This is a genomic window from Clavibacter sp. GW821-FHT01D01 (assembly GCF_059422605.1).
Map to the genome: position 1 here is coordinate 80,004 of NZ_JBWKXC010000012.1, position 12,077 is coordinate 92,080.

The window sequence follows — 12,077 nt, forward strand, 5'->3', positions numbered from 1 at the left end:
AACGCAGTGACACGCACGGCAGCACCTAGGGCGAGTCTCTCAATTGATCGGGGCCGGAGCGGAGCTCTTCATAGACTCATGAGTGGCGTCGTGGCTAAAATATTCTGCAGAAGACGCCGCGTTGGTAGGTTCGCTGCGGCGTCGCCATTGTTGCGCCGCAGTCTCAGCATTATATGAATATCAACGAGATACTTTGCGCCGGCGCCCTCGCGGCGTTTGTTGGATCACCGGCCATGCCGCCGGCCCCTGGTCCGACGTCGCCTCATTCGTCGACCCATTGACGGCCCGGAGGTTATTGAAGACGGCGGCGAGCTGCTCGCGCCGAACAGCTTCTAGCCCCCCTCTCAGCGCCTCAACAATGTCACCGATAATGTACCTTATGTCACATACAAGGCGTCAGCGCAGTTGACCTGCCGCTTCACCGCAGCACCCCGATGGCGGTCTCTCCGTTGACGACTTCGCGGGAGACGGAGAGGAGTGTCTGCTGTCGGTCTCGGGCGTGCTGGCGGATGAGGGTGAAGGCAGTGTCCATGTCGACGCCGTGAACCTGAGCGATGATGCCCTTGGCTTGCTCGATGAGGACACGGCTGTCGAGCGCATGTCGGAGCTGGTCGCCGACCACGTTGGTGCTGTGGACGAGCCGCTCCTGTAGGACGCTGATGGTCGCCACATCGGCCAGCGCTTGCGCTGCGATGGCGTCTGCAGCGTTGAGCGCCCCATCGTGCTCGCGGAACAGGTTAAGGGATCCGATGATCTGCTCCCGAAGGCGCAGGGGAATGGCGTGGACGGACACGTAGCCGGCGCCCGCAGCCTCGGCAGCGAACGCCGGCCACCGCTCCGCGATCGCCGCGGTGTTCGCTACCGAGACCACGGCCCCCGTGCTCACCGCCTCGACGCAGGGGCCCTCTCCGGCGCGCAGCTGAAGCAGTCCGACAAGGTGGCTCTTCTCACTGGTGGAGACGACCACCTCCAGGTGATCGACGTCGAGTCCGAGGATGATCCCCGCGGCCGAAGCGTCAAAGAGCGCAATCGATTGGTCGACCAGGCTCTGGAGCAAGTCGATGACGTCGAAGTCGCTGACCAGAGAGTCGGCGAGCGTGACGAAGGCACGGACGAGGAGCTCCTCTCGCGTGTTCGTCATGGTTCCTCGGTTCCTCACGGTCGGTGGTTAGGGCTGAAGTCGAGCTCACGGGCGATGACGTCGGCGGCGATGTCGCGGACCGGTCGTCCGCTTGCGAAAGCGTGTCCGCGGAGAACGAGGAGCGCATCGGCGGGGCTGATCTTCATCTGCGCGATGATCATGCCGGTGGCTTGATGCACTTCCCGCCGCGAGTACCTTCCGTTCCACCCGTCGTCGCCCTCCTGAGGCGTTGCAGCGGCTGCCAATGCGCGGCGGAGTACCTGTCGGGCGAGGACTCGAGACAGTGCCGTCGCGTCGCTGATCTGATGCCGCGACAGGTACTGCGGCCTGTGGGAGTACAGGTCAATGGCGCCGACGTCGATGCCGGCGACGACCAGCGGGAACGCGAAGACGGCCCCGAGTCCGGCTTCGTGCATGGCCTGACGGGCTAGCGGCCATGTCTCATTCGTCGTGTGCTGGACGTCAGGCTCGAGGACGGGCTGGCGCGTTGCCAGAGCTTCCCAACACGGCCCCTCGCCGAGATCGAGCTGGATCTCGTCCAGTCGGGCCGCCCGGGCGTCCGACGCGCACACCGTCTCGGACCCCAAAGTCCTTCCGAGTGTGGACACGGCTGCCCCGCTGACCTCGATCACCCGGACGAATGGACGGCACAGATCAGCGTCTTGGCTGGTGGCGCGCTCGATGGCGGACACTGCATCGTCGAACAGACGACGACCGCTCACAGAATCACCCCGCATCGCACGTGCAATCTCCTCGCTGCCATTGGAGCGTCTACCGAGCGTGCTCGTGATCAACAGGAGCGGAGCGCCGGGTCGTGGAGGTAGCTGCACGATGACCATACCCGCTGCGCGTAGGCGTTGGGCGCATGATGCTGGTGACGTTGGTCGCGAGCACCGTAAGACGCTGCCGACGCGAAGACCACGTCGCTCCTCTAGCGGTTGGCGTCCTGGACCCTGGGTCGCGAAATGGGGCTAGCGCTCATGCAGCCTGCCGTAATACCGTGTTAGTGCACTAACGCCTCGTGCACCTGCCCAGACCCCGCAGCGCTCGACCGGACCTCGACCAGCCGTCGACGTCCGTCCAGCCCGGGTATCGACACGGCCCCGGGTGTCACCCGCATCTCGCCGAGAGCCCCCACCACGGAGGGTCTCGTCGCTGATGCGCCGGCTCGGAAGTCGATCCAGTTGATTCGCAGTAGCACAGGGCTCCGCAGAGCCACTTTCCTCGCGACGATCTTCCTGCGTGACGGACGGCGCATCCTCACGCACGTCGCGCCCATGTCCGCCTGACGGGTATCTCCGAACCTCCCGTCGGCCCACCCGAATGCGGCAGACGCGGAGAGGGGCCCGGCACGTGACATTCCCCCGATGCCCCGCGCGTGCCGGGTCCTTTCTACTTCTTCAGCCTGCTGACCTGTCAGCGATGGATGAGGACCTGCAAGGAAGAGGAACCGATGAGCTCCGATGACGCCTACGCCCGTCCGCCGCGAGCAGCGACACGACGGGACATCGAATTGATGATCGCTGTCGCCTGGAACGAAGACGGGGCCCGTCGGGGGCTCTCGCCCCTTGCCTGGCACCTCGGCGACACGGACTACGTGCTGTTCATCGGCCATGCCGACGCATACGCCCGCGAAGTGCGACGCGACATCGTCGAGGCGTGGATCGCCGACCTCGACCTGGCCGACGTCATCGATGTCTTCCACGAGCCACTGGCCCGCCGTGGGTCGGACATGGTCTGGACCGGCGAGATCGACGGCATCGGCATTCAGCTCAGCTACCCCGCCGCGATGGCGACCTGAGGCCGGAGCACGACGGCGCGTAGCGCGAAGACCCTCAAGACCTGGCCTGAGGCCAAGAGACGAGCGCTCGCGTCCACGCGACCCGACGCGCTTCCATACGACGTCTCCGGCGGCCTCGTCGTTCAACAGCTCGGCCTCGCCCTCCTCGCATATCCGCGCGCTGAGGCTCAGCCCCTCCCCGCTCGCCACCGTCGCGCGCGTGGCCGGCCGCTCACCTGGGGATGTGGGCGGTGCCGCCTACCGCCGGTAGGCGGCTCTAGTGGACCCAACGGGCGAAGCGGGCGCGCCGTGACTGTCGAACGATGGCCTTGAGAGCACCTGCTCCGCTCCGTCTCGGCCCGCGTGCTCCCACTCCATGACGTCGCACGGCTTGTCCATGTGCGGCCAGCTCCCAGGATCGTTCGTCAGCCAGCGCACGCGGCCTGAGAGGCGGCGCTACTGCAGCGCGATATGGCTCGATCGCTTTGGGGCGGAGCTCGATTGCGCAGCACGTGGCCGGTCGCCTCCCCCTGCGACTGGCTAAGAGGCCGTCGGCTCCGGCATGAGGTGCAGGCCGGCCGCGGTATTCGCCTCCACCATCAGGGCCTGCACCCAGGCGGCGTTGATGCTCGGCGGCCGACCGCCGGAGTACTTGAACCAGAGCGACAGCTCGGGCGCGACCCAGATGGTGCTGCGCCCGTCGCCCTCGGCTGCGGGGTTCTTCCACGAGAAGGCGAAGCTCTCCCGTCTTCGGAGCTTGTTGAGCATGACGATCTGCAGGTGCGCCAGGGCGCGGTCCTCGATCTCGGTCCGGACGTGCGTGTCGTAGATCAGCTGGCCCATCGGGCGCTCCCTCGTGAGTGATGCACACCACACGGGACCTGCGGATCGCAGCGCATGCGCGTGGCTGTCGATGCACGCGTGGATCTCGCTCACGCGGGACTTGTTGACGAGGCTACGCCGTCCACCCCACGTCCACGCTCCGCATCACGTCGCGCTCGACGGGCCCGCTGTCAACCCGGGACGACACATCGTGCTGCGTCCTCCGTACGCGAGTTGACTCGCGAGCATGCAGATCATCCATTACGGCGAGGCCACCTACGTCACCGGGGATGCCGTCGCGCATGCGGTCATCGAGTACGCCAAGGCGCTCGCGCGCGCCGAGTCCTCGGACACCGTCGCCATGCCGTTCCGCCGCGACGACGGGACCGATGGGCAGCTGGAGCTCCTGATCGGGCCGGCCAGCCAGATCGTGCTCGAGCGCACGGACGCCGTCGGCGTCGAGCTCCTGGATCAGGACCTCGTCGACGACGTCATGCGAAGGGTCGGCCTCCTCGACGTCCACTCGTCGGGTCCGATTCAGATGGCCGACCAAGCCGATGCCGTCCTCCGCATCCCGGACGACCTCTGATCCGCCTCGGTCGCGCCCGGCTGCCAACCGCGCAAGTCAACCCCATTCCCACATTTAGTCCACTATTAGTTTGTGGGCCAATCAATGACTATGGTCGTCCTCGGCACTGCTCGCGGCATCCCGCGAGCGGCCGGACACAGAGGAACACCTCCATGAGCAGCACCCCCGCCACCACCGGACGCACGGCCCGCCTCTCCACCGAGACCAAGGCCTCGTTCAAGACCACCGAGTTCTTCGCCTACATCGCGATCCTCATCGGGATCTTCGTCGCGTCGGCCATGGTCGACAACGGCGACGACGGCCAGGGCTTCGGCGCCGACCACGCCTGGCTCTACGCGACCGTGCTGACCGTCGGCTACATGATCAGCCGCGGCATCGCGAAGTCGGGCAGCCGCGAGTTCTACGACCGCGACGCCAGCGCCGACCGCCGCTGACCCAGCACCCGTCGCGCAGCGCGCTGACACCACGAGGGCCTCCCGCACCGCGGGAGGCCCTCGTCGTCCGACCACCACCCCGATCGCGCACGACCCCTCCGAGGAAGCCATGACCGCCAGCACCGAGACCCATGACCAGCGCGCCGCCGTCGTCTACAACCCCATCAAGATCGATCTCGATGCGGTGAAGGCCGTCGTCACCGAGGAGGAGCGCGCCGCCGGCTGGCCCGAGACGCTCTGGTTCCCGACCTCGAAGGAGGATCCCGGCCGCGGCGCCACGACCGACGCCATCGACGCCGGCGCCACCCTGATCATCGCCGCCGGCGGTGACGGCACCGTCCGCGCCATCGCCGAGGTCGTCGACGAGCGCGGCGTCGAGATGGCCCTGCTGCCTTCCGGCACCGGCAACCTGCTCGCCCGCAACATGAAGCTGACGCTCGACGACCTGCCGCACTCCATCCGCACCGCCTTCACCGGCCGGGTCCGCGGCGTGGACCTCGGCACGATCGAGATCACCCACGTGGACGGATCCACGAGCAGCCACGCGTTCCTCGTGATGGCGGGCGCCGGCATCGACGCGAAGATGCTCGCCGCGACCGACGAGGACCTCAAGACCAAGATCGGTCCGCTCGCCTACGTGGCCGCCATCGCCAAGGTCGTCTTCGACCGCAACCAGCTGCGCCTGCGCTACACGCTCGACGGGAAGCGGAGCAAGGGAATGCGCGCCCACACGATCATCGTCGGCAACTGCGGCACCCTCACGGGCAACGTCCTCCTGCTGCCGGACGCCGTCATCGACGACGGGCAGTTCGAGATCGTGATGCTCCGCCCCGAGGGCGCCATCGGCTGGGGGCAGATCCTCGTCAAGGTCCTGTGGGAGAACGGCGTCCTGCGCCGCACGCGCCTGGGCCGGAAGATGATGACGAAGGAGGTCGACGCCCTGAACTACGTGAAAGGCCAGGACCTCCGCGTCGAGCTCAACCGACCCGAGGAGATCGAGCTCGACGGCGATGGCTTCGGCGAGGCCACCGCGTTCCGCGCCACCATCGCGCCGCAGGGGCTGCGCGTGCGGGTGCCGCAGGACGCGAACACGGCGTGACCCGTCGCCGCCCGCAGTCGGATCGCCCGTCCGCCGCCGCCGCTCTCCCCCGAGTCGCCTGGTTCCACGCGCCGGCGCGCGAGCCCGCGAGCGACGACGACCGACCGGTCTTCCTCCTGATCCACGGCGTCGGGCTCTCCCACCGGTCGTTCAGCCGGCTCGCCCACGTGCTCATCGCGCACGGCACGGTCATCGCGCCGGACCTGCCCGGGTTCGGGCGCGCACCCGGTGCCCGCCGCCGCGTCGGCATCGAGGAGATGGCCGACGCCCTGCTCCCCCGCCTGGACGACGGATCCATAGGGGCCGGCCGCCTGGTCGTCGTCGGGCACTCGCTGGGAGCCGAGGTGGGGATCGAGGTGGCGCGTCGGCGGCCGCTCCTGACGCGCGGCCTGGTGCTGATCGGACCCGTCGTCGACCCGGAGGCAGCAAGCGCCATCGGGCAGGCTCGTCGGCTGATGGCGGACATGGTGCTCGAGCCGCCTGTCACCGGGGCGATGGTCGCCCGCGACTACCTGCGCGGCGGCCTGCTCTCCTTCGCCGCCGGCGTCACCTCGATGCTCCGATACGAGGCGGTCGCGCGCATCGGCAGCGTCCACTCGCCGCTGCTGGTCCTGCGCGGTGCGCGCGATCCCGTCGCCCCGGGACCCTGGACCGCACGGCTGAGCACGCTCGTCCGCGACGGACGGACGGTGGACGTGCCGGGTGCCGTCCACAACGTCCCGCACTCGCACCCGCATGAGGTCGGGACGGCCATCGCCGTCTTCACACAGGAGCACCATGGCTGACCGGAGTAGACCGGTGTCAGGTGCCCCGGACCCAGGCTCCGCGATCTCCGTGCCCGCCACGACGACGCCAGCCCACGGGACGAGCCGTATGGCTTCTTCCGTGCCGAACAAGCATCCGAGAGCAGCGAGAACCGCATGACCACCGAAATTCAGACTCCCGCGCCTCGCGTGATCCTCACTCGGGCGAGACGCGGCGGCGGGGCGAACCCCACCACCGAGTACTCTGGGCTGCTGAACGCCGTTCGCGAGGCCGGGCTCCTCGAGCGCCGGGTCGGTTTCTACGCGATGGCGTTCGCTGGCATCACGCTCGCGCTGGCAGGCCTCGGCGCGGTGTTCGTGCTCCTCGGCGACAGCTGGTTCCAGCTGCTCATCGCCGCCGGGCTCGGCATCATCTTCACCCAGTTCGCCTTCCTCGCCCACGAGGCCTCGCACCGCCAGGTGTTCGAGTCCGGCAAGGCCAACGACATCGCGGGCCGCACGCTCGCCAACCTCTTCGTCGGCATCAGCTACTCCTGGTGGATGACCAAGCACTCGCGTCACCACGCCAACCCGAACGTGGTCGCGAAGGATCCCGACATCGCGCCCGGCGTGCTGGTGTTCCGCCCGGAGGACGCAAAGGGCGCCCGCGGCTTCGCCGGCGCGATCATCCGCCGACAGGGCTGGCTGTTCTTCCCCCTGCTCACGCTCGAGGGACTGAACCTGCACGTCACGTCCATGCGCACTGTCTTCGGCCGCGGCAAGGTCGACAAGCGCTGGCTCGAGATCTCGATGCTCTCCACGCGCATCATCGCCTACCTCGCGGTCGTCTTCTTCTTCCTGCCCCTCGGCATGGCGTTCGCCTTCGTCGGAGTGCAGCTCGCGGTCTTCGGCGTGTACATGGGCGCCTCGTTCGCCCCGAACCACAAGGGCATGCCCGTCCTGCCCAAGGACTCCAAGGTCGACTTCCTCCGCCGCCAGGTGCTCACCTCGCGCAACATCAAGAGCACGTGGCTGACCGACATCTACATGGGCGGGCTCAACTACCAGATCGAGCACCACCTCTTCCCGAACATGCCGCGGCCCGCGCTCAAGAAGGCGCAGATCATCGCCAAGGAGTACTGCGCGACGCACAGCATCCCGTACACCGAGACCACGCTGCTGGCCTCGTACGGCATCGTCATCGCCTACCTCAACCGCGTCGGCGTCTCCGCCGGCGGCGACGCGTTCGACTGCCCCGCATCGGCGGCGTTCGGCCGCTGATCCCGCATACCGGACGCGTCCGCGTCCGCGTCCGCGTTCGCGTAGCCCTGCGATGCTCGTCGGCGACGAACCGGGACCTCCCCTCGCCAGGGATCCTCTCGAGCCGTCCCTCGTGGAGGCCCGCCGAGCCGGGCTGGCTTGCGCTGTCGGCGCGTGCGGAGGCGCCCGGCTCGACGTCCTCCGCGGTGCGGGCCTTCCGGGAGTACGGTCCAGACATCACCGGCTGCCCGCCGGCGATCCCCGAGAGGAGCATGCGATGAGCGACGCCCACACGAGCCCGAAGCCCGAGACGACCAGCGATCCCGAGGAGGTAGACCCTCACACCGGCACGGACAAGGAGGACAAGCCCGTCGAGAACCCCTCGGGCTGAGCGCTGCATCGCGCACTCCGCACCCCGCACATCTCGATGTGGCGGGGTGCGCGCGTATGCGGGACTCGCTTCGCGCGTTCCGCGGGCAGGCTCCTGTCCGCAGACGGCGTGTGCGGGACGCCTTCCGGATCCGAAGTTCACCGGGTGTTCCGGCTGCCGATCGACACACCCTCGAGGTTGTCCTGAGCGTGATGAGAACTGAGCCGGCCCTACCGCAGAGCGCCGCGTGCGGCGCACGTGGACGACGCGGAGTGGTCCTCCGCGATGACGAGCATCTCGCGTGGCGCTGCCTGACCGTGAGCGGACATTCGATCGAGCGCGGTCCGGTGCGGGCGTAACGTCGGACACAGCTCCTAGACCTCGAGCAGGCGTGCACGAAGCGCTTGATCCTTGGTCGCTACCGGTGGCCGCGTGGATCCGAACGGGCGGTCCCTGACATCCAGTGGCGTCGTCATTGGAGCGGAGCTCGGCTATGCCTCGACACGACAAGGTCGCGGACCGTGCTCTGGATGCTGTCTTGCTGCTCGCGAAGCCGTATCTGCGGCTCCACCTCTTCCTGTACACCCGCGCCATGTCCTCGGCAGCGTTCCCGGTCGATGACCGGGAACGCATGGTCCTGGGACCCGATCCTCACCGGGTCCTCTTCGTGGGAGACATAGGGGTCGCTGGGTATGGCGTGCTCCTCCCGGGGATGGCGATGCCCGCGCAAGCCGCCGCTCGGCTCGCCGGGCTCACGAACCGCGGCTGCATCAGCACGACCGTCTCTGCCTTCGACATGACCGCGGAGAAGGCGCTGACTGGCGTGCGGGACAAGGCGCGTCGACTCGATGTCGCCGTTCTGGCGCTGGGTCTTCCCGATGCCCTCCTGATGACCTCACCTGATGCCTGGCAGCGGCAGCTGACCGATGTCATCGACAGCGTCAGGGAGCAAGCCGGCGAGGAGTGCGCGATCGTCCTGGCTGGCATCGCGCCGATGCACCACTTCCGGGCGGTCCCGCCGGTCGCCCGCACTCTCCTTCGGTGGCAGGTGAAGCGCTTGAACGACGCCACCAGGAACATGCAGCATTTGGAGACGGGCGTGATCTGGGTACCCTTTCCCGCGCTTCGGCAGGATCGAGATCGCACCGCTCGCGCATTCTCGTTCCGCGCGATGCACGCGGAATGGGCGATCGCCCTCTCCCCGTACCTGACGCCGTGAGGTCCTCAGAGAGACGTCGGTGCGGCGAGGGGGGCCTACACCCATATGTCGCTCGTGCGTTCCCGCGCGCCGCCGCGCCTCGACCTCGAGCTACTTGCGCCCTCGCCCACGACGCAGGTCGCAGGACGCAGGACGACATGGAGCCCGGTGCTCTCGGCGCCCTCGGGTGCTCCGGGGTCTCATGCGACGGCGACGCCGCAAGCCGTGATCCGGCCGACGACGCATCACCGAGACGATGCGCCGCGAACCGACGAGCACATGGCGTCGCGTCGGGGGTTCCCGCGGGCCGGTCGCCGGGACGATGAGCCGAGGACCTCGATGTCCGCACGATCTCACGACCTCCTCGAGCACGGGAGCGGTGCCCTGCTCGGGGCCACGGCTCGTGCTGTCGTCGACTTCTATCGGCCGTTGCTGAGGCCGTTGCACCTGACGCACCCGCAGTACCTCGCGCTCCTCGCTCTCGACCGGCCGGACCCACAGACCTGCGCCGAGCTCGGGTCGCGCTTGCACCTGGCGCGCGCGACCATCACACCCCTGCTGCAGCGCATGGACGCGCTGGGCCTCGTGCTGCGCGGACGCGATCCACGGGACGAACGCCGGCAGGAGATCTCCTTGAGCGCCAGCGGCCGTGGGCTCCTGCCGGAGCTGAAGACGATCGGTGAGCACGTGCAGCGGACTCTGGCCGCCTCCACGACCTCCACCGGTCAGCTGCACCGCATGCTGGGCGACATCGTCGAAGCCGCGGTCTGATCACCGACCGCTCGTCGGTCGTCCCTGCGCCGGTCGACCGGGTGGCATCCGATCGAAAGGGGATTCGACGCCGCCGCGGTGGTCTCCGACACGGATCTCCTGAGCGGAGGAGCGCACGCCCAGTCGGCCGCAGGTCGGACCGTCATCAGCGATGCCGAGCCGCGGGGACGTCGACGCGGAAGAGCAACCCTCCCGGGCACGGGCAGTCGAGCTCGGACGGGCGTACGTTGACACCGTCGGGCGTGCGCGCCCGGCGTGGAATCGCAGGGTTGGGCTCCTGTCGCATGACGCGTCTCTCGAGTGGCCCGTGGACGTGAACCGACGCCAGCATCCTGGAGTCGGCCTCTCGGTCGATCTGAAGGCGTCTCGTGGCTCGCTCGATCCCGGTCTTCCTTGCTCGGCCCCTCATCCGGCTCTGGCTCGCCTACAGTCCTGACTCCTGGCGGCACAGCGTGATGGCGGATGACTCCCCGCATGTGCACGCACCGGGGACGAACCCCGATCGCGTCCTGCTCGCCGGCGACGGGGTGGCGACCGGACGAGGCGTGCGCACGCACGACCTCGGCCTCCCGGGTCACCTGGCGCGGAGTCTGACCTCGCGCACAGGCCGTGCAACCGATGTCGACATCGTCGTCGACGACAGCATGACGGTCCGCACCTGCCTTCGGGCCCTCACCGACATCGACTTGTACAGGTACGACGTCATCGTCTTCTCCCTCGGGCACAACGAAGCGCTCCACCTGATGAGCTCCCGGACGTGGCGGATCAGCGTCAACGCCCTGCTGAAGGAGATCAGCGACCGGGTGCCGGCAGCGACGAGCGTCTTCCTCCTCCCGATCCCCGTCTTCGGACCCCGCACGGAGCTCCCTCCTGGTCTTGCGCGGGTGCTCGACGCGCGCGCGCGGAAGCTGGACGCGGTGACGCGGGAGCTCGTCGAGGGGGTCGCCGGGGTGACGCTGATCGGCGACGCGAGGACCTTCGAGTTCCAGGCAGAGGACGCGCACTCGTACCGGGTGTGGGCAGACGGGATCGCCGGACAGGTCAGCGCCGAGCTCGATGCCGACCGGATCCCCGCCGGAAGCACCGCCGAGGTGGACGAGGCGGGACGGGTGGACGCGATCAGGAGGTCAGGGGCGGCGAGCGTGGCTGCGGACCCTGTCCTCGACGCCCTGACGCGGACGGCGCGTGACGCCTTCGGCACGTCGAGCGCGATGATCACGCTCATCCACAGCGACGTGCTGACGATGATGAGCGCTGCGGGCAGGGAGCCCGCGGTCATCCCCCGTCACCAGTCGTTCTGCGACATCACCATCCGCCGGGCCACGCACCTCGTCATCGAAGACGCCGCCCTGGACCTCCGTCGTGACCCCGTGTCGACGGTCCCGGGTGACCCCGCGCTCAGGTTCTACGCGGGCTACCCCATCGAATCTCCTGACGGATATCGCATCGGAGCGTTCTGCATCATGGACGCCGAGCCCCGGCACTTCAGTGCCGAGGAGGCAGCCCTCCTGCGTCGGCTCGCCCAGCTCGCCCAGGACCACCTCTGGCGACTCCCGAGGACCTGAAAGCGGCGCCCGTCAAGGGGGTAGGCGCTCGTGTCGTGCGCGCAGAGCCTGAGGGGTGACTCGGCCACTCCCGGCCGAGTCAACACGTCGATGGTTCAACGAGAGGTCACGATGTTCTTCCACAAGCAGGAGCTGCAGCACGCCGCCACCCCCGACAAGCCCGATCCCATCTACGCCCGCCACCTCCAGGAGGTGCTCGGCGGCCAGTACGGCGAGATCTCCGTCGCGATGCAGTACGGCTTCCAGTCCTGGAACTCGAAGCTCCCCGGCAAGTACCGCGACATGCTCTACGGCATCGGCGCGGA

At 68.4% G+C, this 12,077-nt stretch carries 13 protein-coding genes; 10 read left to right on the top strand and 3 right to left on the bottom strand.

The genetic code is table 11. The features are described from left to right. Window positions 1–418: 418 nt before the first annotated feature. Both AC07VC_RS14535 and AC07VC_RS14540 read right to left on the bottom strand, forming a co-directional pair. Complete coding sequence (locus tag AC07VC_RS14535) at window positions 419–1,141, bottom strand: GAF and ANTAR domain-containing protein (protein ID WP_494676608.1); 723 nt, start codon at window positions 1,139–1,141, stop codon at window positions 419–421. A 14-nt stretch (window positions 1,142–1,155) separates the two neighbouring features. Further along, on the bottom strand, window positions 1,156–1,833 hold the full coding sequence (locus AC07VC_RS14540) for a GAF and ANTAR domain-containing protein (protein WP_494676607.1): 678 nt from the start codon (window positions 1,831–1,833) through the stop codon (window positions 1,156–1,158). Window positions 1,834–2,594: 761 nt separating this feature from the next. Here AC07VC_RS14540 and AC07VC_RS14545 point away from each other — a divergent pair. Beyond that, the gene (locus AC07VC_RS14545) at window positions 2,595–2,942 is read left to right on the top strand and encodes a hypothetical protein (protein ID WP_494676606.1); all 348 of its coding nucleotides are present in this window, start codon (window positions 2,595–2,597) and stop codon (window positions 2,940–2,942) included. Between the two features lie 519 nt (window positions 2,943–3,461). Here the strand turns inward: AC07VC_RS14545 and AC07VC_RS14550 are convergent. Continuing rightward, a complete protein-coding gene (locus AC07VC_RS14550) occupies window positions 3,462–3,764 on the bottom strand; it encodes a DUF7882 family protein (protein ID WP_494676605.1) in 303 nt (100 codons plus the stop codon). A 226-nt stretch (window positions 3,765–3,990) separates the two neighbouring features. Between AC07VC_RS14550 and AC07VC_RS14555 the strand changes: the two genes are divergently transcribed. From AC07VC_RS14555 to AC07VC_RS14595, 9 genes are all read left to right on the top strand, one after another. Continuing rightward, entirely contained in the window at window positions 3,991–4,332 is a 342-nt protein-coding gene (locus AC07VC_RS14555; protein WP_494676604.1) for a hypothetical protein, read from the top strand. A 152-nt stretch (window positions 4,333–4,484) separates the two neighbouring features. Further along, entirely contained in the window at window positions 4,485–4,766 is a 282-nt protein-coding gene (locus AC07VC_RS14560) for a hypothetical protein (RefSeq protein ID WP_494676603.1), read from the top strand. A gap of 109 nt (window positions 4,767–4,875) precedes the next feature. Then, on the top strand, window positions 4,876–5,865 hold the full coding sequence (locus AC07VC_RS14565) for a diacylglycerol/lipid kinase family protein (RefSeq protein ID WP_494676602.1): 990 nt from the start codon (window positions 4,876–4,878) through the stop codon (window positions 5,863–5,865). Beyond that, window positions 5,862–6,650: an alpha/beta fold hydrolase gene (locus AC07VC_RS14570; RefSeq protein ID WP_494676601.1), complete on the top strand. Its 789-nt coding sequence runs from the start codon at window positions 5,862–5,864 to the stop codon at window positions 6,648–6,650. The genes AC07VC_RS14565 and AC07VC_RS14570 overlap by 4 nt, the downstream gene beginning before the upstream one ends. A 135-nt stretch (window positions 6,651–6,785) precedes the next feature. After that, window positions 6,786–7,889, top strand: a complete 1,104-nt coding sequence (locus AC07VC_RS14575; protein WP_494676600.1) for a fatty acid desaturase family protein — start codon at window positions 6,786–6,788, stop codon at window positions 7,887–7,889. 887 nt (window positions 7,890–8,776) lie between these two features. Then, window positions 8,777–9,457, top strand: a complete 681-nt coding sequence (locus AC07VC_RS14580) for a GDSL-type esterase/lipase family protein (RefSeq protein ID WP_494676599.1) — start codon at window positions 8,777–8,779, stop codon at window positions 9,455–9,457. A gap of 318 nt (window positions 9,458–9,775) precedes the next feature. Beyond that, a complete protein-coding gene (locus AC07VC_RS14585) occupies window positions 9,776–10,207 on the top strand; it encodes a MarR family winged helix-turn-helix transcriptional regulator (RefSeq protein WP_494676598.1) in 432 nt (143 codons plus the stop codon). Window positions 10,208–10,662: 455 nt separating this feature from the next. Then, the gene (locus AC07VC_RS14590; RefSeq protein WP_494676597.1) at window positions 10,663–11,772 is read left to right on the top strand and encodes a GAF domain-containing protein; all 1,110 of its coding nucleotides are present in this window, start codon (window positions 10,663–10,665) and stop codon (window positions 11,770–11,772) included. A gap of 111 nt (window positions 11,773–11,883) precedes the next feature. Continuing rightward, window positions 11,884–12,077, top strand: a 194-nt coding sequence (locus AC07VC_RS14595) for a manganese catalase family protein (RefSeq protein WP_494724482.1), incomplete at its 3' end; no start/stop codon positions are given.